The following is a 20,405-nucleotide window of genomic DNA, read 5'->3' as shown; positions in this document are numbered from 1 at the left end:
CTATTCTTTCTTAAGCATTAACTCTTTCATTTCTTCTACTTTTGACTTAACAGTATCATCAATAACATCATTTCCAATTTTTACGTAAACTCCGCCTAAAATGCTTTCATCTACTTCAGTACTGAATATAATATTTTTATCATACTTCTTTTCAAAAATATTTTTTAATTTTTCTAATTCTTCTGGTAAAATTGATACAGCAGTTTTAACTACACCTCTAACAGTATTTTTTCTTTCCAGATCAATATTTTCCATCTGGTATAATATTTCTGCTAAATTAAGTATTCTACTCTTCTCAATTAAAAGAATTAAAAAAGATAATAATTCTTCATCAATTTTACCCTTAAATACTTGAACAAAAAGTTCTTTCTTTTTCTTTGTATTAATTTGAGGGTGTTTGATTACTTCAAAAAACTCTTGATTATTTTGTATCAAATCACAAATTTCTCTTAAGTCTTTTAAATATTCATCAACTTTATCTCGTTTTTCAGCCATTTCATAAAGCGCTAAAGCATATCGTCTATCTAAATATTCATACATAATTACATACCTACCTTAGCAATGAAATCACCGATAAGTTTTCTATGTGTTTCTTCATCTATCTTTTGACTTAAAGCTTTAACTGAAAGTTCTACAGCTAAATCTATAGCTTGCTTTTTAATCTCAAATTCTGCTTTTTGTTTTTCTCTTTCGATTTCTAAGCTAGCTCTTTCTTTTAATGAACTTGCTTCTGCTTTAGCGTTACTAACAATTTCATCATAAAGTTTATCGCCTTTTTCCTTTTGTCTTTCAGTAATTTTCTTACCTTCTTCTTTAGCTGATTGCAAGATTTGTTCATTTTTAACTAAATACATTCTGGCTTTTTCAGCATCTTCGTCTGCTTTAGATATCTTTTGATTTATAAGATTTTGTCTTTCTTCAATTATTCCTTTTAGTTTATTCCAAAAGAAATGTCTTAAAAGTAAAATTATAATGGCAAAATTGATCCAAGTCATTATTAATGTTGACAATCTAACTTCCATAACTTTATCTATATCCTCCCTTCGGAGTCAATACAATTAACTCATACGAACTCATATTTAGCTATTATTTACCCATTACTATAAATGCCATTACTAATCCATAGATTGCAGTTGTTTCTGCCAGTGCTGCACCTAAAAGGAAAAATGTCATTATTCTTGGTTGTGCTTCTGGTTGTCTTGCCACTGCTTCAATTGCCTTTCCTGCAGCTATACCAATACCTGCTCCTGCTCCAATACCAGATAATACAGCTATACCTGCTGCTAAAATTCCAAAACTCATTATAGTTCCTCCTTAATTCTTTATAAAAATTTGTTTTTTAACTTTACTCTTCTGCGATATTTTTAATATTAATCATAGTTAACATTGCAAATACTATCATTTGAAGTACTCCATCAAATAAATCAAAATAACCATGCACTATAATTGGTAATCCTAATTCTGCAATAATTGATATTGATCCTAACAAGTTATAAACTATTTCTACCAATACTACAGCTGCACACATATTACCAAAAAGTCTAAGTGCTAATGTTACTGGTAATAGCACTCTTTCTAATAAGTTAAGTGGTAACATAGGCCAAAACGGATGAAAAAATGCTTTTCCATAACCAAGAATTCCATTTTTTCTAATTGCATTTATATTTACAACAAAAAATGTAACTAATGCAAATGACGCTGTTACACTAACATCATATGTAGGTGGTTTCAAACCTAGCACACCAGTCCAGTTAAGAGCCAACAGATAAATCATTAATGTTCCTATATATGGTACAAATGATTCATACTCTTCACCCATAGTGCCAACTATGAAATCTCTTACGGTTTGATATACATTCTCTACAGCAGCTTGGGTTTTAGTTGGTTTTAACTTTAGATTTCTTGTTAATGCATAAGCAGCTATACCTAAAATTACAATAACAGCCCATTGGATTATTATACCTGCTGTAATGTCTATTGTATAGCCAAAAATTTCAGGCGACCATATAGGTATAGGCGTAATCTCCAATTTTAAACACTTCCTTTCCTTCTCATTATATTTAATCCTATTAGCAGAACATAATGTGAACAAAATCCAAGCATATAACAAATCATATATTGGATATTTTTTACAAAAGGCAATATTGTTAGAATTATGAATCCCATTCTTAAAAAATATGTTACCAGAATAATCCATGCCCTACTTTTTGTAAGACAATTTCTAACTACATACCCACTTATCAAGAAATTTATTAATGATGCACACATGCCAGCCATATAGATTCCTGCATTTATGAAGGTGGAAATTAATATTATCATCAAAGATATCAATAATCCACTTCCTAAATCATATTTTACCATTTGAAGAAGTAGTTTATTCATCTCTTTTTTCATATATAACCCCCTTCCCTCAATAAAAATAATTATATCTTTATATTTATCTTTAATAAAACAGCATTTTATAGTAAAATATGCTCATTTTGTTCTTATATCAATTTTATCTTACACATTCTATAAAATACTTAGCAATTTCACAGTTTTTCTCTAATTTTCTTAAATAATGAAATTTTAAAAATTTAAACATGCATTTTTCAGAATATTCAGCAACAAGAACAGACTTTATCCTATTTTTATTGAACTTTTTATTATGACATTTGCTATGCTAAGCTAAAATTATCACGAAATTTGGTGAAAAATAACGTTTTTTATTTTTTAATACTATTTTTTGTATTGTAATCTTTTTTATACTGATGAATACAAAAATTGTTCGTAATTCAATATTTTTTATAAAATAATCCATTACTGTACATAATTAATAACTTTTATACTGACTATACATATAAAAGTATTCTCAGTATTCCTTGATTTTATAATACAAATCAAAGATTGCTGTACTTACACTCCGGTTTAATGTTATTAACAAAAACACTTTTTCATTAATTCTATATTATATTTTATTAATATCTAAATAATCTTATCCTTTTCTAAAGCTAAATCGTTTTCTTAAATTCATAAAAAGCCTTAATCTTGCATTATATATTTTACTTTTTTACTTAACTATAAAAATATGTATTATTTTAAATTTTATCATACAATTTGTCTATGCCATAATACATAAACTCTAAATCGCTTTTTATAAAAAGAAGCTATCTTGAAATAGAATTTTTTTACTACTTCAAGATAGCACTTTAAAAAGGCATATTAACTTCTATTAAACTCTTTCAACTACAAGTGCAGTTCCCATTCCTCCACCTATACAAAGTGTTGCTAATCCCTTTTTAGCATCTCTCTTTTCCATTTCATGAAGAAGAGTAACTAAGATTCTTGCTCCTGATGCTCCTACTGGATGACCCAAAGCAATTGCTCCACCATTTACGTTTACTTTTGACATATCGAATTTTAAATCTTTAGCAACAGCTAAACTTTGAGCTGCAAAAGCTTCATTAGCTTCGATTAAATCTAAATCTTCAACAGTTAGGTTAGCTGCTTCTAAAGCTTTCTTAGTTGCATGGAATGGTCCGTATCCCATTATAGCTGGATCTAATCCCCTTGATCCATAAGAAAGAATTTTAGCTAATGGCTTAAGTCCTAGTTGTTGAGCTTTTTCTGCACTCATTACAACAAATGCTGCTGCCCCATCATTAATTCCTGAAGCATTACCTGCAGTTACTGTACCATCTTTTATAAATGCTGGTTTTAATTTAGCTAAAGTTTCTACAGTTGTTCCGAATCTTGGGAATTCATCTGTATCAAATACCTTTGGTTCCCCTTTTCTTTGAGGGATAACAACTGGTACTATTTCATCTTTAAATCTTCCTGATTTAATTGCTGCTTCAGCTTTTTGTTGTGATGCTGCTGAAAATTCATCTTGTTCTTCTCTAGTTAATCCCCATTCTTTAGCTATATTTTCAGCTGTAACTCCCATATGGTAGTTATTGAATGCATCCCATAATCCATCTTTTATCATTGTGTCAACTAATTTACCGTCGCCCATTCTTTGTCCCCATCTTGCCTTATCTAATGCATATGGAGCAGCTGACATGTTTTCCATACCACCTGCAACAACAACGTCAGCATCTCCAGCTTTAATCATTTGAGCTGCTAAACTAACTGCTCTTAAACCTGATCCGCAAACTTTATTTATTGTCATAGCTGGAACTTCAACTGGTAATCCTGATTTAACTGCTGCTTGTCTTGCAGTGTTTTGACCAAGACCTGCTTGAATTACATTACCCATGATAACTTCTTCAACTACTTCTGGTTTAACTCCGGCTCTGTTTACAGCTTCTTTAATTACTAAAGCTCCTAAGTCTACTGCTGGAACTGTTTTTAATGCTCCACCAAAACTTCCTAATGCTGTTCTTACTGCACTTACAATAACTACATCTCTCATTTATTTGACCTCCTAAAATTTTATAATAAATATATTAATTCGTTAAATCCTTAACATACTTTAATTATAACCACTTCTAGTTATTTTATCAAGAGAAAATTGTTAAATATTAAACAAAGTTTCCAATTAATTTTTAACATAATTTATCTTTATCTTTATAGATAAACAACTTAGTATTTAGACTTATTATGTAACCAACCGAAAGAAAGGGAACTATTTTACTATAAATATTACCTCTAAAAACTAATCTTATAAATAATTAGAATAGATATACATACTTACTAAACTTAAATTTACATCTTTACTAGAAATAATAATACTCTTTTGTGAAGTGTTTCTAAGGAATTTTGATGGCTATGTTTCTTAGAATAGAAGTTGTTCCAAATCTGCTAGTTCAAAGCTTGACTTTGAAGCTAGAATTTTGGGTACAACTTCTATTCTTTAGAATCATCCATCAAAATTTCTTAGAAACCGAAACAAAAGAGTATTATTATTCCAATAAGTTCTAGATAGTTTTAAATTCTTCTATAGTTCTTGATGATAAATCAAAATAATTTAATATAACATCTGCTATTCTCTTTGATGCTATTCCATCTCCATATGGATTTATAGCCTTGCTCATTTTATTATAAGCATTTTCGTTTCTTAACAGTTCATTAGCCTCATTTACTATTTTTTCTACATCAGTACCAACTAATTTAACAGTACCCGCTTCAACAGCTTCTGGTCTTTCAGTAACATCTCTTAATACTAGTACTGGTTTTCCTAAATGAGGTGCTTCTTCTTGAAGACCACCTGAATCTGTCATTATCATATATGATTTATTCATTAAATTATGAGTTTCCTTAGTATCCAATGGTGATAATAAATGAATTCTTTCCTTTTCACCAAGTCTCTCAAATACAACATCCTTAACAACAGGATTTAAATGCACTAAATATACTAATTCTACATCTTTATTTTGTTCAACTATAATATTTAGAGCTTTGCAAATATTTTCTATCCCTTCGCCCCAATTTTCTCTTCTATGAGCAGTAATCATTATTACCTTTTTGCTAAAGTCAATCTTATTCAGTTCATCATTTTCAAAAACGTAATTTTCTTCAACAGTATGTTTCATGGCATCAATTACAGTATTTCCTGTAATATATATATCATTTTCATTAATTCCTTCTCTCAAAAGGTTTTCTTTTGAGCCCTTAGTTGGAGCAAAATGTAAATCTGCTAACCCACCAGTTAATTTTCTATTCATTTCTTCTGGAAAAGGAAAATATTTATTAAAAGTTCTAAGTCCTGCTTCCACATGGCCAACTCTAATTTGTTGATAGAATGCAGCTAACGCACCTGCAAACGTAGTTGTAGTATCTCCGTGAACTAATATCATATCTGGTTTTTCTTCTTTAAATACTTCTTCTAAGCCTTCTAGAACTTTATTAGTAATACCTGTTAAAGTTTGTTTTGTTTTCATTATATTTAAATCAAAGTCTGGTGTTATATCAAATAATTCTAAAACTTGATCTAACATCTCTCTGTGCTGAGCTGTTACACAGACTTTTGATTCAATTTCTTCTCTTCTTTCTAGCTCCTTAACTAAAGGTGCCATTTTTATAGCTTCTGGTCTGGTCCCAAAAATGGTAATAATTTTCTTCTTACTCAATTTATTTCCTCCTAATTTAAGCTATTATAGATTAATAACAAAGTCTAATAAAAGTTAAATTTAAAATCCTAGTTTAATACCCAAAATCTTTTGTTATTTGCAAAGAATCATCATCTTCTATCCATGATTCTACTTGTATTTCTCTAAACTCTTCCTTCGAATCTCTTATGATTACATTTGATATTCCCGAATTAATCACCAATCTTTTACACATAGAACATGAATTAGCATCCCTAACATATTCCTTACTTTTTGCATCTTTACCTACTAGATATAAAGTTGCACCAATCATATCCCTTCTCGAAGCACTAATAATAGCATTAGCTTCACTATGTACACTCCTGCAAAGTTCATAATGTGTACCTCTTGGTACTTGAAGTTTTTCTCTTATACAAGTATTTAAATCTATACAATTTTTTCTTCCTCTAGGTGCTCCTGTATATCCTGTTGAAATAATTTCATCATTCTTAACTATTATTGATCCATAATTTCTTCTTAAACAAGTTCCTCTTTCTAAAACTGTTTCAGCAATATCTAAATAATAATTATGTTTATCACGTCTCTCCATTTTTACACTCCACATTAATTGATGAATAATTAATGATTTGAGGTTGAAATCACTTCATAATTCCTAAGAAAATATATAATTCAAGAAATCTCCAAAGGAGATTTCATCATTCATTATTCATCATTTATTCTTGCATCAGATTATTTAGTCCCAAATAATCTATCCCCAGCATCACCAAGTCCTGGTACTATATATCCGTCTTCATTTAACTTTTCATCTATTGAAGCTAAATAAATATCAACATCTGGATGAGCTTTTTGTATAGCTTCTATTCCTTCTGGAGCTCCTACTAAGCACATTAACTTTAAACTCTTAGCTCCTCTATTTTTAAGCATTGTTAATGCATCTATAGACGATCCCCCTGTTGCAAGCATTGGATCTACAACTATTATGTCTCTTTCTGCGATATCTTGTGGTAATTTACAGAAATATTCTACTGGTTGAAGTGTTTTCTCATCTCTGTATAGCCCAATATGACCAACTTTTGCTGCTGGAATTAAATTAAGTACACCATCTACCATTCCAAGTCCAGCTCTTAATATAGGTACTACAGCGATCTTCTTACCTGCAAGCATTTTACACTTAGTTACAGCAACTGGAGTTTTTACTTCTACTTCTTCCATACTTAAGTCTCTAGTTACTTCATAAGCCATTAACATAGAAATTTCTTCAACTAATTTTCTAAAATCCTTTGAACCTGTTTTCTCATTTCTTAAAAATGCAAGTTTATGTAATATTAGCGGGTGATTTATTTCTGTTACTTTACTCATTTCATTATTCCTCCAAAACTTATATTATCTTTTATTTTTTATTATATACGAGGAATTTTCATAATTAAGTTATTTATTCAGTTACATTAATATATTATATAAAATTAATCAAAATATATTTTTTATTGTAATTGCTAGTTTTAACTTTAAATTATAAAAAATCCTCATCATATATATTACAATTTAAATTAATAGTACATACTTTAATTTTATTTACTATACTTCTTTTCAATTTCAGATATTTTATCTATTCTCTTTTGATGTCTATCGCCTTCAAATTTAGATGATAAGAAAGTATTTACAATATCTAATGCAAGACCTGTTCCAACAACTCTTTGTCCCATAGTTAATATATTTGCATTATTATGTTCTCTTGTTGCATGTGCACTAAAAGTATCTGAACACAAAGCTGCTCTAATTCCTGGAACTTTATTTGCAGCTATGCCAATTCCTATTCCAGTACCGCATATTAATATGCCAAATTCAAATTCTTTTTGTGCTACTGCTTCTGCTACCGGAAATGCAATATCAGGATAGTCACAAGAATCTGTTGAATATGTTCCAAAATCCTTTACTTCATATTTTTCACTTTGTAAGAATTTAATAATTTCATTTTTTAATTCGAATCCACCATGGTCGCATCCAATTGCAATTTTCATTATAAATCATCCTCCCTAAGTTATACTTCAATAATATCAAAACCAGCAGCTTTATTTAATCTATTCATAATAGCTACCCCTACACCTTTTTGTTCATAGCCTTCTGCTAAAATTAAGTCTGCACCTAAATCATCACATTTTCTTAAAGCTTCAAACAAATTCTTAGCAACCGTCGATAAATTAGATATACTTCCCAAAACAATTTTAATTCCTTCAGTATATTCTTTTTCATTTTCTTCAACAGTAAGTATGCATACTTTTTTACCTTTTTCTATATTATAGTTTACCATGTCTTTTACTTTTTCAATAGTTTTTTTTCTCTCACCAGAAATTATTGTCACTTTAGCTTTTGGAGCATAATGTCTATATTTCATTCCAGGTGCCTTTGGTTTTAAATTTTCACTTGGTTTCTGCATTATTGCTTTATCTATTTCAATTTTTGAATCTATTTCTTTTAGCATCTCTAATGTAATTCCACCTGGTCGTAAAACTAGTGCTGGCTCTACAGTGCAGTCTACTATAGTCGATTCAACTCCTACATCACTTTGAGGTCCACCTAATATACAGTCTACTTTGCCGTCTAAATCCTCTATACATCTTTGTAAATCTGTTGGACTTGGTCTTCCACTTATATTAGCAGATGGTGCTGCAATAGTTGTATTTGATAACTCTATCAACCTTCTAGCTATTTCATTATCTGGCATTCTAACACCAATTGAATTTAAATTTGCACTAGTGACATTAGGAACTATATCTTTCTTCTTCAAAATTATTGTAAGTGGTCCTGGCCAAAACTTTTCAATAAGTTTATTAGCTACTTCAGGAATTTCTTCAACATATGATTCAATATTTTTTGAAGCAACATGAATTATCAATGGATTATCTTGTGGTCTGCCCTTTGCGCTAAATATTTTTTCTACAGCTTTACTATTAAGTGCATCTGCACCTAAGCCATAAACTGTTTCTGTTGGAAAAACTACAAGTCCACCATTTTTTATAATTTGTGCTGCTTCCCTTATTTTCTCTTCATCTTCTTTAACACTTTTAATTTCACTAACTTTTGTCTTCAAAGATTTTACCTTCTTTCTTACTAGACTATAGTCTGCCCCCTTGCTATTTTTATGTTCTGTATACTGTCATCAGTATATATAGCTTTAACACAGTTCTTATATATGCAATCTAGTAATAAATATTTTTTTAATCCGCCTATTCTTATAAGTTGAAAATAATAATTTTTTTCAGGATTCAATTGTTTAATTCTTTTAAATTCTTTGTTAACTTGTGGATATCTCTTTAGAAAATCACTCTCTACTTTCCTTAAAGCCTTATTTTTAAAAGCTACATTTGTAATAATTACAATTTCTAAATCATAATCTGATTTATTGGTATGTACCAAAACAACTCTATCACATATAATTAAATATTCCCTAGTGAAAATACCTGTTTTAAATATTAACTTATTATTCATGCACCTATACTCGACACTATATGAATTAAATCTAATTATAACAGCTATAACTATTAGAAATTCTACAAAGATTAAATATCCTATATAAAATGCATTTGTTAATCCTGTTAATATTAATGCAACAGGAAGAATGATTGAAATAATAAACATAGTGACTAAGAATGTTTTAAAATGTTTTTTTTCTTTTTTTACAGCCGTATATATATCCATGCTCATTCCTCCTAATTACTCTTGAAAGAAAGCCCTACATATTTTATGCAAGGCTTTCTGAGTAATTATTACATTTGTGTGTTTCCCATTTGCTTCATCTTCTCAGCTTGGTCTGCTGTAATTAATGCATTTATCATTTCATCGATGTCACCACTTAAGAATGTTTCTAATTTATATAAAGTTAATCCAATTCTATGATCAGTAACTCTTCCTTGTGGATAATTATAAGTTCTTATTCTTTCACTTCTATCACCAGTACCAACCTGGCTCTTTCTATCCTCTGCTATTCCATCAGCTCTTTCTTTTTCTGCTGCTTCATAAAGTCTAGATTTTAAGACTTTCATAGCTTTTTCTTTATTTTTCAATTGTGATTTTTCATCTTGACATGAAACTACAAGTCCAGTTGGTAAATGCGTAATTCTAACAGCTGAATCTGTAGTATTAACACATTGTCCTCCATTTCCTGAAGCTCTAAATACATCTATTCTAATATCTTTATCCGCAATTTCTATTTCAACATCATCAACTTCTGGAAGTACTGCTACAGTAGCAGTTGATGTATGGATTCTTCCACTAGATTCAGTATCTGGAACTCTTTGAACTCTATGTACTCCACTTTCATATTTTAACTTTGAATATGCACCATGACCTTTAATCATAAATACAACTTCTTTGAACCCACCAAGATCTGTTTCATTTAAACTCATGATCTCAACAGCCCATCTTTGAGTTTCTGCATATCTTGTATACATTCTAAACAAATTATATGCAAATAGCGCCGCTTCTTCACCACCAGCACCACCTCTTATTTCAACAAACACGTTCTTTTCATCATTAGGATCTTTAGGTAATAATAAAACTTGTATTTCATTTTCTAATTCTTGCTCTCTGCTAGTAAGGTCAGAAATTTCTTCATTTAGCATTTCTCTCATTTCTTTGTCACTTTCACCACTTAGCATTTCCTTATTAGCTTGTAAGTCTTCAGTTACTTTTTTATATTCTCTGTAACTATTTACTATAACTTCAAGATCAGCATGTTCTTTACAAAGCTTTCTCCATTCATTTTGATTTTGCATAATAGATGGATCACTAATTTTAACTGATAATTCGTCATATTTATTTTCTATAAACTCTAATTTATCTAATAATAACATCTAATCACTCCGTACTTTATTTTTCGCATTTCTATATTATATCATATTTTTTTATATTTAATCAATCAACTGACCAATAACAACTCTATCAAGACTTGCAAAATCCTTAATTACTTTAACATCTTTAAAATTGTTTTCTTTCATTAATAAGCTTACTGCCTCACCTTGATTATAGCCTATTTCAAATGCTAATATTCCATTATCATTTAATACTTTTTTACTTTGTTCAACTATCTTTCTATAAAAATTCAAACCATCAATTCCACCATTTAAAGCCGTATGAGGTTCATATTTTTTAACATCATCCATAAGATTATTTATTTCCTCTTCCTCTATATAAGGAGGATTAGAAACTATAATATCATATTTTCTTTCATTTTCTATTGCTTCATTTAATAAATCACTTTTTATAAATGAAGTTCTATCTACCACATTGTTCTTTTCTATATTAATTTTAGTAACTTTCTGTGGAATAGGATAATAATCAATCAAATCCACTTTTATATTTTTTCTAAGATGAGCTAACGATATGCCAATAGCACCAGAACCACAACACAAGTCACAAACCTTCTTTTCTTCATCTTCTTCTATATTTTTAAGAACTTCATTAACCAGTATCTCTGTATCGCCTCTTGGAATTAATACACCTTCTTCAACATAAAAATCTATTCCCATAAATTCACATTCATTCAAAATATATTTAACTGGCATTTTGTTTCTACGTTTTTCAATTAAATCAAAATACTTATCTGCTTTTTCTTTAGTTACTTCTTCTTCTTTATTCGTAATTAAATATATTCTATTCTTTTTAATTACATTTCCAAGTAACAATTCAGCATCTAATCTTGCCGTATCAATACCTTTATCCTTTAATGTCATTGTACCTGTATTTATTAATTCCTCAATTGTCTTATTTGGATCTTTAATACCTTCTGCTGCCTTTAATGCTGCAATAGCAACTTCTATTTGAGCATCATCTGGTTCCTTTGTTGTTAATAATTGCAGCTTTAAACCTGGATATGCTACCATTCTAGCAATTCCCCCTTCATTTTTCCCAAGCCATTTTATCAATTCATAGCTAATGCCTGTAACTACAGGTATTAGAACTATTCTTAGTATCAATCTTTCAACTATTCCACCCCAGCCAGTAAAAGAAAAAATTATTATACTAACAAACATTATTAAAAACAAAAAATTTGTTCCACATCTAGGATGTAATCTAGATTGTTTTTTTACATTTTCAACTGTTAATTCTTTCATAGCTTCATAACAGAATATAGTTTTATGTTCAGCTCCATGATATTGAAATACTCTATAAATATCTTTCATCTTACTTATTAAAAACATATATAATAGAAGAATTACTATTCTTATACATGCTTCTATTAAATTTAAAGCCACATTAGATGTATTGATACCTTTAAAAATCGATGCTATTCCTGTAGGCAATAATACAAAAAGGCCAATTGCAAAAATAAATGAGCCAAACATTGTAGTACCCATTATTACATCATTAGCTCTTTTCCCTAATTTTTTATCAAGCCATTTTTCAAATTTTGAAGGTTCTTCAACCTCATCCTCTAAAAATGAAGCCGAATAATTTAACGACTCCATGCCTACTTTCATGGATTCTATAAGAACAAAAAAACCTCTAAGAAAAGGTATATTTAATATCTTATGTTTTTTTGTTATAGGTGTATTATCTTTTAAATCTATCTCTATATTTCCTGTTGGAGTTCTAACTGCTGTAGCCAAGCTCTTACTACCTCTCATCATAACACCTTCTATAACAGCTTGACCTCCAACATTACTTCTCTTCATTCTTCAACTCACCCACTCCCTTACGTTATTTTTCCTTATATTTGTAATAGCAATTTCCACACAACGATTCATATTGAACATCGTTTTGCTCATCTATTGCAATTTGTTCTCCTTCAAATACAAACTTCCCATTTAATTTTCTACCATTAAATATAGCTTTTTTACCACACGCACATATTGTTTTCATCTCTTCTATACTATGTGCTAACAATAATAATCTAGTGCTTCCCTCAAAGCCATCTCTCTTAAAATCAGTTCTTAATCCATAACATATAATAGGTATATCAATCTTAACTGCTATTTCAAATAATTGATCTATTTGATTAGCTTTCATAAATTGTACTTCATCAACTAAAATACAATCTATTTTTCTATTTTCATTTAAATATACTTTGATTATATCAAAAATATTGTCATCCTCTGAAATTAACAAATCTACCTTTCTATCAACACCAAGTCTAGAAACAAGTCTATCTCCACCCTTACTGTCTAAATTAGGCTTGATGATAATTACTTTCATTCCACGTTCTTCATAATTATGAGCAACTTGCATTAAATGAGTTGACTTACCTGAATTCATAGCACCGTATCTAAAATATAATTTACTCATCTCTAAAGTAATCTCTCCTTTTTAGTTATCATAAACGATTATATCATTTAATACCCGTCATAAAAAGATATTTTTATACTATTAAGTTTTATATCATCTACATATATTTTTATTAAAATCCTTACATTACTAAATTTCAACTATATATTTTAATAGTTAGAAACATTCTAGTTTATTGTTTAAAATATTGACGCTAAATTTACCCTATGATATAATCAAATAGTTGTTATTGAAATTAACATAGTTTATATAATTGAAAGAGGTGAAAAATAATGAGAGAAGGCATACATCCAGAATACCATCATGATACTGTGGTTAAGTGTGCATGTGGAAACACTTTCACTACTGGTTCTGTTAAAGAAGAACTTAAAGTTGAAATATGCTCTAAATGCCACCCATTCTTCACTGGTAAACAAAAGATTGTTGACGTTGGTGGAAGAGTTGATAAATTCAACAAGAGATTCAACCTTGGCAACAAGTAAGAAATTTAGGGAAAGACATTGTCTTTCCCTTTTTCTTTCAGTTATAATATATTAATACCAACTAAAATTTAATATTCTTTACCAAAATATTTACACACAATTAAGATTGAAATATATACATATAATATTTATATAAATTATAACTTATTATTTTAATGATATAATAAACGATAGATTATAATATAATGGAAATGAGTGAATTTCATGAAAAAGATTTTAATCTTAACAACATCTACAGGTCAAGGGCATAACCAAGCTGCAGATTCAATTTCTGAATCTTTTCAAAATGCGGAATATGAAATCACAAAACTTGATTTTTTAGCTAAAAACAGCAAATTCCTTAATGATATAATTGTAATTGGTTATGAAGTTTTAGCCTCAAAATTCCCTAACTTCTATGGGTGGTTTTATAACTTTACCGACAGTAAAATGACTAATAGATTATTAAGAATTCTCTTTTTTGTTACAAGAAGAAAAGTATCAAAATCAATAGATAAGATTAAACCCGATATAATTATTGCAACACATTCCCTTAGTATAAGTGTTATTTCCGATTTAAAAAAGAATGGATTAAAAACCCCTTATATTTTAATAGTTACAGACTTTAAAGCGCACTATCTTTATGTAGATGATTATGTAGATGCTTATATTACTGGAAGTAATTACACAAAGCAATCATTAATAGATAGAAATGTAGATCCTAACAAAATATATCCTATAGGTATTCCTATAAATAATCGCTTTTATACTGACGTTACAAATGTACGCGATTTGAAAGATGATGAATATTTTAATCTATTACTTATGAGCGGAAGCCTTGGATTAAATACTATTTCCCTAGTGTTAGAGGAATTATTAAAGAATCCTAACAAACTGAGGATAACAGTTGTTTGTGGTAAAAATAATTATTTAAAAGAGAAATTAACAAAATACTGTAATAAAAATCAATTTAAAAATAAAAAACTTCATATTTTAGGATTCACAAAGGATATTTGTTATTTAATGGATTATTGTGATGTTATAATCTCAAAACCAGGGGGCTTAACAGTAACAGAATCTATTGTTAAAAATATTCCACTAATTATCCCTTTTGCTATTCCAGGTCAAGAAAATGAAAATATAGATTTTCTAACTAAAGAAGGATATGCTTTATGCATAAGGGATTTAAGCAAAATTAATGATACATTAAATAATTTAATACAAAATCCAGCTGAATTATCTAAAATAAAAGTCAAATTAAAATCATTGTCATCAACATATTCATTAACAAAGATTGTTGACATTGCTGAAGATTTAATTAATAAAGTTAAAAAGAAATAAAAAAACGGTGAGCATTAAAACCAAAATGATCACCGTTTTTTTATTTAGGTACATTCAAATAAATAACAAGTCTATTTGCCTAATGAAAAATATCCATGACAAATCGACTGTTATTTATTTTCACACGCCTTATTATTTCTTAGGAAATATACTTACAAATTCTTTATTATCACGTGTCTTGGACAACATATTTATAAGATTTTCTGTAACTTCATCTGCATTTCCATCTTTGTACATTGTTCTTCTTATTGAGAATGCTACTTCTTGCTCTTCCTTAGATAAAATTAAATCTTCTTTTCTAGTACCTGATTTATAAATATCTATAGCTGGGAAGATTCTTCTTTCTTGTAATCTTCTATCCAGATGAACTTCCATATTTCCAGTTCCCTTAAACTCTTCAAATATCATATCATCCATTCTTGAGCCTGTTTCCACAAGTGCAGTTGCAAGTATTGTTAAACTTCCGCCTTCTTCAACATTTCTTGCTGCTCCAAAAAATTTCTTTGGCATTATTAGTGCTCCTGGATCAAGCCCTCCAGATAATGTTCTACCAGTTGGATTTATTGTAAGATTATATGCTCTAGATAATCTAGTTATACTGTCCATAAGTATAACTACATCTTTTCCTTGCTCAACCATTCTTTTAGCTCTTTCTAAAACCATTTGAGATACTTTTGCATGATTTTGTGGTTCTTCATCAAAAGTTGAATATACAACGTCTCCATTTATAGATCTCTTCATATCTGTAACTTCTTCTGGTCTTTCATCTATAAGTAAAACTATTAATTTTACATCTGGATAATTTTTCGATACATTTTGAGCAACCCTTTTTAGCAAAGTTGTTTTACCTGCCTTAGGTGGTGCAACTATTATCCCTCTTTGTCCCTTACCTATAGGACAAATTAAATCCATTAATCTAGATGATAAATCACTGTTATCTGAAGTTTCTAATTTTAGTCTTTCCTTAGGATATATTGGTGTTAATGTTTCAAATGATTTTCTTCCAATTGCCTTTTCTGGTCGTTCTCCATTAACACTTTCAACAAATAACAATGCCTTAAATTTTTCAGTTTCCTTTGCTTCTCTTACTTTACCTTGAACTTCATCTCCTGTTCTTAAATTAAATCTTCTAATTTGAGATGGTGAAACATAAATATCATCACTGCTAGTTAAATAATTTTTACATCTTAAGAAACCAAAATTATTATTCTCTAAAATCTCTAAAATTCCCTTTGCAGTATTGGATTCATTTATCATTTCCTTTAAGTTTTCCTGCTTTTCTGCCTTTGCTATTTCATCGTCTGATCTTACGCTTCCATTATTACTTGTATTTACAAATCCATTATTGGTTGGTTTAATATTTTCATTATTATTAAAACTTCTATTAATTTGTGAATTTGTATTTTTGTTTTCTTGAACCTTAGGAGCAATATTTTCCCTTAAAATTACTCCATCCTTTTCTATAGAATTAGGAGAAGTTTTTATTATCTCTTCTACTAACTCATTCTTTTTAAATTTTGATATATTCTTAATGCCTAATCCTTTAGCGACTTCTTTTAAATTCGTTAAAGTCATGGTTTCATATTGTTCTCTTGTCAAATTTGCACCTCCAATTTATAGACTGTCTAATCTATAAAAATCAAATTTTAATTAAATTTATAAACTGGAAAAGTTAATCGTAAGATTTTTAGATGTGATAATGAATTTTAAACTTAGGTACATTCAAAAAAATAACTGGTCCGCCTGCCAAGCCTATTTTTAATCAGATGAAGCTCAACTCGCATACGCTCACTGAGTAAGCGATTCACACCAAATCATTTTTATATGAGGTTAACTCATAAATGAGTTAACTAAATTCAAGAAACCAAATCATAGATTTGGACTTTCACTTATCTGCTCACATTAGCAGATTCCTCTAATAGCCCACTATGAGACAACTCCACTTCCTTGCCTTATCAGAAATAATCATGACATTTTGGACTTGTTATTCTCTTCATGTGCCTAATTTCTATAATAACTTGAATTATTAACTAGTTTTTAATTTAAGAGTTATTTGCAAGATTAAAATTATATTATATTATTTTTGTTTAATAATATAATTTTGAACTGGTAACGTTCTTAAACATTTACCAGTTCACATAAGTTATTATACTTTAAATTTTAAAATATAACAAATTTTATTTTTAGTTGTTTTTTTCTAATGCAGCTTTAATAAATCCAGTAAATAATGGATGTGGCTTATTTGGTCTTGATTTTAATTCTGGATGGAATTGAGCTGCTACATACCATGGATGATCTTCAATTTCAACAATTTCAACAAGTCTTCCGTCTGGACTTGTTCCAACTATTTTCATTCCACCTTCAGCTATTTGCTGTCTGTATGTATTATTAAATTCATATCTATGTCTATGTCTTTCACTTATAAGCTCAGAATTATACACTTCATGTGAATTAGTATCTTCTTCTAATTTACATGGGTATTGTCCTAATCTCATTGTTCCACCAAGATTTTCAATATCCTTTTGATCATTCATAAGATCTATTACTGGATATTTAGTATTTGGATTTATTTCCGAACTATTTGCACCTTCAAATCCTAATACATTTCTTGCATATTCAATAACAGCACATTGCATTCCTAAACATATTCCAAAGAAAGGAATTTTGTTTTCTCTAGCATATTTTATAGCTGAAATCTTACCTTCTATTCCTCTATCTCCAAATCCACCTGGAACTAATATTCCATCTACATCTGAAAGAATTTCATTTACATCTCCAGTTTCAATTTCTTCAGCATTAACCCATTTAATTTCAACCTTTGAATTATTAGCATATCCACCATGACTTAAAGCTTCAACTACTGATATATATGCATCATGTAATTCTACATATTTACCAACTAGAGCTATTTTAACATTATTCTTAAGATTCTTTATTTTATTAACCATTTCAATCCATTCAGAATTGTCTATATCTCTACATCCTAAATGTAATTTTTCACATACTAAATTATCTAATCCTTCAGCATGTAGCATTAATGGCACTTCGTAAAGATGTTCAGCATCAAGATTTTGAATTACTGATCTTCCCTCTATATTACAGAATAAACCTATCTTACCTTTTATGTCATCTGATAACTCTTTTTCTGTTCTACAAACTATGATATCTGGTTGTATACCAATAGTTCTTAATTCTTTTACTGAATGTTGAGTTGGTTTTGTCTTTAATTCTCCTGCTTTTCCTAAGTATGGTACTAAAGTTACGTGGATATAACAAACATTTTCTGATCCAACTTCACTCTTTATTTGTCTAATAGCTTCTAAAAATGGTTGAGATTCTATATCTCCAACTGTTCCACCAATTTCAGTAATTATTACATCTACATCTCTTTCTTTAGCTGCTTGATAAACTTTATCCTTTATAGCATTTGTTATATGAGGAATTACTTGAACTGTACCTCCAAGATATTCTCCTCTTCTTTCCTTTTCTATAACTGAACTGTATATTTTACCAGTTGTAACATTTGAATTTTGAGTCAAATTTTCATCTATAAATCTTTCATAATGTCCTAAATCTAAGTCAGTTTCAGCTCCATCATCAGTTACAAAAACTTCTCCATGTTGATATGGACTCATTGTTCCTGGATCCACATTTAAATATGGATCAAATTTTTGAAGAGAAACTTTCACTCCTCTATTCTTTAATAATCTTCCAAGAGATGCTGCTGTTATCCCTTTTCCTATCCCCGAAACAACTCCACCTGTAACAAAAATGTATTTAGTGCTCATTTTTTTCCTCCCTATGTCAAAACATGTTTTACTCTTATATTGACTTTTTTTAATTTTATGATATAATATAAATTACCCCATAAAATACATTATGGGCTATTTGTGTTGTTCAATAACATAGGTATTATAATATCACATATTTTTATTAATAGCTAGTTTTTTTTTATCAAATTTATTATTCATCTCTATGTTCTCTTCTATTTCAAAATACCTCTCTCTAAAATCCTTATTTATAAGTAATTTTTCCTCTGCTAACTTCAAGTTATTCTTTATACTTTTAGTTGTTTTGACGTTTAACATTTCTTTAATTATTTCACATTCTAAACATTTATTATTTTTTAAAATTAATAATAATAAATATTTATTTTCTCTAACTTTCAATAAGTCTATAAATTCATTTTGATTAATACCATAGTAATTACATATCATATTTAATATTTTTAAATATCTTAATTTACTTATCATAAAGATTCCTCCTTCTTTTAATTATTCCCATAAATTCAAAAATATAATCCCATTTAAATCCTAATGATTTATTTTTATACATAAACTACTTAGAATTTAAACTTATATGGCAATTTACCCGAATTAAATAACTCATTAAATTTAGTTAATACTCATTTTCTATAAATAAACAAACTCCAAACTATATTCAAGCTTAGAAATGTACGCCAAATTACAAAGTAAGAGGATTCTTTTGCATAGCATTGCATTAAAACATTGTTATAAACATTTCTGCAATAAAAGTTGTTTTATTCTTGCTTGTCACAAGCTTGCCTTGCGAACGTAAAAGAATATAATAACTTTTACTGGTAGAAATCCACAGCAATATTCTATAGCAATCGAGCAAAAGAATCCTCCTACTTTTGAATATACATTCAAAACATAAGTGTAATTTATAAATTAGATATCTATAGTAACGTTATTTTTTATATCTTTAATTATTTTTATAACAAATTTAATCTGCCTTAATATCAACTATTAATTTAGTTTTTAATGGTTGTTGACCTTCTATATGTAAATTATAAAATGTACTTATTGTACCACCATCATCAGTCATATTAATTTCTAATTTTTTTGTATTTATACAAATCTCCATTACTCCATATGGCGTTTTATATAAAGATATTGATTCATGATTTTTTTTAAATTCCATTGTAGTTTCTGTACTTCCTATTCTTATTAAGTCAAAAGACTTTTCTCTTATTATCATAATAGTATGAGTGTCTTCCATTCCAGAAATTTTTGTTTCATCGTATTCTACTTTAAAACCTTCTTCCGTTTTATAAAACTTTCCTGGAGTCACTACCTCTATTAAATCTTCTTCATCTCCAGAAATGCTACTCTTAACATTAATAATTGCCTTTTTACCCATTACCTTCCTCCAACTTTATCATTAATATTTCTATATATTGCAATTTTAATTTTTCCGTAAAATTTAATTTATTACTACTCACCTTAGTTTCAATTATTTTTATATTAAATTACACATTATATATAAATAA

21 protein-coding genes are annotated in these 20,405 nt (G+C 28.7%); 2 read left to right on the top strand and 19 right to left on the bottom strand.

Features of this window, described 5'->3' with window-relative positions; all coding sequences use genetic code 11:
* The 15 genes from CLSA_RS02500 to CLSA_RS02430 form a co-directional block, all read right to left on the bottom strand.
* On the bottom strand, window positions 1–540 hold the full coding sequence (locus tag CLSA_RS02500) for a F0F1 ATP synthase subunit delta (RefSeq protein ID WP_022743823.1): 540 nt from the start codon (window positions 538–540) through the stop codon (window positions 1–3).
* Between the two features lie 2 nt (window positions 541–542).
* A complete protein-coding gene (locus CLSA_RS02495) occupies window positions 543–1,022 on the bottom strand; it encodes a F0F1 ATP synthase subunit B (protein WP_022743822.1) in 480 nt (159 codons plus the stop codon).
* Between the two features lie 64 nt (window positions 1,023–1,086).
* Window positions 1,087–1,302, bottom strand: a complete 216-nt coding sequence (atpE, locus tag CLSA_RS02490) for an ATP synthase F0 subunit C (protein WP_022743821.1) — start codon at window positions 1,300–1,302, stop codon at window positions 1,087–1,089.
* A gap of 43 nt (window positions 1,303–1,345) precedes the next feature.
* Window positions 1,346–2,029 (bottom strand): F0F1 ATP synthase subunit A, encoded by a 684-nt coding sequence (locus CLSA_RS02485; RefSeq protein WP_041716030.1) that lies wholly within the window; start codon window positions 2,027–2,029, stop codon window positions 1,346–1,348.
* A gap of 2 nt (window positions 2,030–2,031) precedes the next feature.
* Window positions 2,032–2,394 (bottom strand): hypothetical protein, encoded by a 363-nt coding sequence (locus tag CLSA_RS02480; protein WP_041716028.1) that lies wholly within the window; start codon window positions 2,392–2,394, stop codon window positions 2,032–2,034.
* Between the two features lie 817 nt (window positions 2,395–3,211).
* Window positions 3,212–4,393 (bottom strand): acetyl-CoA C-acetyltransferase, encoded by a 1,182-nt coding sequence (locus CLSA_RS02475; protein WP_022743819.1) that lies wholly within the window; start codon window positions 4,391–4,393, stop codon window positions 3,212–3,214.
* 505 nt (window positions 4,394–4,898) lie between these two features.
* Window positions 4,899–6,050, bottom strand: coding sequence for a non-hydrolyzing UDP-N-acetylglucosamine 2-epimerase (gene wecB, locus CLSA_RS02470; protein ID WP_022743818.1), 1,152 nt, complete (start codon window positions 6,048–6,050; stop codon window positions 4,899–4,901).
* 73 nt (window positions 6,051–6,123) lie between these two features.
* Complete coding sequence (locus tag CLSA_RS02465; protein ID WP_022743817.1) at window positions 6,124–6,618, bottom strand: deaminase; 495 nt, start codon at window positions 6,616–6,618, stop codon at window positions 6,124–6,126.
* 140 nt (window positions 6,619–6,758) lie between these two features.
* Window positions 6,759–7,388 (bottom strand): uracil phosphoribosyltransferase, encoded by a 630-nt coding sequence (gene upp, locus CLSA_RS02460; RefSeq protein WP_022743816.1) that lies wholly within the window; start codon window positions 7,386–7,388, stop codon window positions 6,759–6,761.
* Between the two features lie 209 nt (window positions 7,389–7,597).
* Window positions 7,598–8,047: a ribose 5-phosphate isomerase B gene (rpiB, locus tag CLSA_RS02455; protein ID WP_022743815.1), complete on the bottom strand. Its 450-nt coding sequence runs from the start codon at window positions 8,045–8,047 to the stop codon at window positions 7,598–7,600.
* 20 nt (window positions 8,048–8,067) lie between these two features.
* Window positions 8,068–9,117 carry an L-threonylcarbamoyladenylate synthase gene (locus CLSA_RS02450; protein WP_022743814.1) on the bottom strand — a complete coding sequence of 350 codons (1,050 nt, stop codon included), beginning with the start codon at window positions 9,115–9,117 and terminating at the stop codon, window positions 8,068–8,070.
* Between the two features lie 20 nt (window positions 9,118–9,137).
* Window positions 9,138–9,725 (bottom strand): hypothetical protein, encoded by a 588-nt coding sequence (locus tag CLSA_RS02445; RefSeq protein WP_022743813.1) that lies wholly within the window; start codon window positions 9,723–9,725, stop codon window positions 9,138–9,140.
* A gap of 68 nt (window positions 9,726–9,793) precedes the next feature.
* Window positions 9,794–10,879 carry a peptide chain release factor 1 gene (prfA, locus tag CLSA_RS02440; protein ID WP_022743812.1) on the bottom strand — a complete coding sequence of 362 codons (1,086 nt, stop codon included), beginning with the start codon at window positions 10,877–10,879 and terminating at the stop codon, window positions 9,794–9,796.
* Between the two features lie 57 nt (window positions 10,880–10,936).
* The gene (gene prmC, locus CLSA_RS02435; protein ID WP_022743811.1) at window positions 10,937–12,700 is read right to left on the bottom strand and encodes a peptide chain release factor N(5)-glutamine methyltransferase; all 1,764 of its coding nucleotides are present in this window, start codon (window positions 12,698–12,700) and stop codon (window positions 10,937–10,939) included.
* A 25-nt stretch (window positions 12,701–12,725) separates the two neighbouring features.
* Window positions 12,726–13,310: a thymidine kinase gene (locus CLSA_RS02430; RefSeq protein ID WP_022743810.1), complete on the bottom strand. Its 585-nt coding sequence runs from the start codon at window positions 13,308–13,310 to the stop codon at window positions 12,726–12,728.
* Between the two features lie 272 nt (window positions 13,311–13,582).
* On the opposite strand from CLSA_RS02430, the gene rpmE reads away from it, so the two are divergent.
* Together rpmE and CLSA_RS02420 are read left to right on the top strand one after the other, a co-directional pair.
* Complete coding sequence (rpmE, locus tag CLSA_RS02425; RefSeq protein ID WP_022743809.1) at window positions 13,583–13,792, top strand: 50S ribosomal protein L31; 210 nt, start codon at window positions 13,583–13,585, stop codon at window positions 13,790–13,792.
* Between the two features lie 204 nt (window positions 13,793–13,996).
* Entirely contained in the window at window positions 13,997–15,112 is a 1,116-nt protein-coding gene (locus tag CLSA_RS02420; RefSeq protein WP_022743808.1) for an MGDG synthase family glycosyltransferase, read from the top strand.
* 132 nt (window positions 15,113–15,244) lie between these two features.
* Here CLSA_RS02420 and rho read toward each other — a convergent pair whose 3' ends face one another.
* From rho to CLSA_RS02400, 4 genes are all read right to left on the bottom strand, one after another.
* Entirely contained in the window at window positions 15,245–16,711 is a 1,467-nt protein-coding gene (gene rho, locus CLSA_RS02415; RefSeq protein ID WP_022743807.1) for a transcription termination factor Rho, read from the bottom strand.
* 584 nt (window positions 16,712–17,295) lie between these two features.
* Entirely contained in the window at window positions 17,296–18,900 is a 1,605-nt protein-coding gene (locus tag CLSA_RS02410; RefSeq protein WP_022743806.1) for a CTP synthase, read from the bottom strand.
* 132 nt (window positions 18,901–19,032) lie between these two features.
* Entirely contained in the window at window positions 19,033–19,365 is a 333-nt protein-coding gene (locus CLSA_RS02405; protein WP_022743805.1) for a hypothetical protein, read from the bottom strand.
* Between the two features lie 493 nt (window positions 19,366–19,858).
* A complete protein-coding gene (locus tag CLSA_RS02400) occupies window positions 19,859–20,275 on the bottom strand; it encodes a YwiB family protein (protein ID WP_022743804.1) in 417 nt (138 codons plus the stop codon).
* Between the last annotated feature and the right edge of the window lie 130 nt (window positions 20,276–20,405).

The organism is Clostridium saccharobutylicum DSM 13864, from assembly GCF_000473995.1.
Lineage (GTDB): Bacteria > Bacillota > Clostridia > Clostridiales > Clostridiaceae > Clostridium > Clostridium saccharobutylicum.
The sequence above is the reverse complement of the archived record's forward strand: the minus strand, read 5'-3'. Positions and strand labels throughout refer to the sequence as shown.

Coding starts and splice junctions, on each gene's coding strand:
- CLSA_RS02445 (WP_022743813.1), bottom strand. CDS start 9,725: ATGGATATATATACGGCTGTAAAAAAAGAAAAAAAACATTTTAAAACA.
- CLSA_RS02500 (WP_022743823.1), bottom strand. CDS start 540: ATGTATGAATATTTAGATAGACGATATGCTTTAGCGCTTTATGAAATG.
- CLSA_RS02400 (WP_022743804.1), bottom strand. CDS start 20,275: ATGGGTAAAAAGGCAATTATTAATGTTAAGAGTAGCATTTCTGGAGAT.
- CLSA_RS02410 (WP_022743806.1), bottom strand. CDS start 18,900: ATGAGCACTAAATACATTTTTGTTACAGGTGGAGTTGTTTCGGGGATA.
- upp (WP_022743816.1), bottom strand. CDS start 7,388: ATGAGTAAAGTAACAGAAATAAATCACCCGCTAATATTACATAAACTT.
- atpE (WP_022743821.1), bottom strand. CDS start 1,302: ATGAGTTTTGGAATTTTAGCAGCAGGTATAGCTGTATTATCTGGTATT.
- CLSA_RS02475 (WP_022743819.1), bottom strand. CDS start 4,393: ATGAGAGATGTAGTTATTGTAAGTGCAGTAAGAACAGCATTAGGAAGT.
- CLSA_RS02430 (WP_022743810.1), bottom strand. CDS start 13,310: ATGAGTAAATTATATTTTAGATACGGTGCTATGAATTCAGGTAAGTCA.
- CLSA_RS02495 (WP_022743822.1), bottom strand. CDS start 1,022: ATGGAAGTTAGATTGTCAACATTAATAATGACTTGGATCAATTTTGCC.
- rpiB (WP_022743815.1), bottom strand. CDS start 8,047: ATGAAAATTGCAATTGGATGCGACCATGGTGGATTCGAATTAAAAAAT.
- prfA (WP_022743812.1), bottom strand. CDS start 10,879: ATGTTATTATTAGATAAATTAGAGTTTATAGAAAATAAATATGACGAA.
- CLSA_RS02420 (WP_022743808.1), top strand. CDS start 13,997: ATGAAAAAGATTTTAATCTTAACAACATCTACAGGTCAAGGGCATAAC.
- CLSA_RS02465 (WP_022743817.1), bottom strand. CDS start 6,618: ATGGAGAGACGTGATAAACATAATTATTATTTAGATATTGCTGAAACA.
- rpmE (WP_022743809.1), top strand. CDS start 13,583: ATGAGAGAAGGCATACATCCAGAATACCATCATGATACTGTGGTTAAG.
- prmC (WP_022743811.1), bottom strand. CDS start 12,700: ATGAAGAGAAGTAATGTTGGAGGTCAAGCTGTTATAGAAGGTGTTATG.
- CLSA_RS02480 (WP_041716028.1), bottom strand. CDS start 2,394: ATGAAAAAAGAGATGAATAAACTACTTCTTCAAATGGTAAAATATGAT.
- CLSA_RS02405 (WP_022743805.1), bottom strand. CDS start 19,365: ATGATAAGTAAATTAAGATATTTAAAAATATTAAATATGATATGTAAT.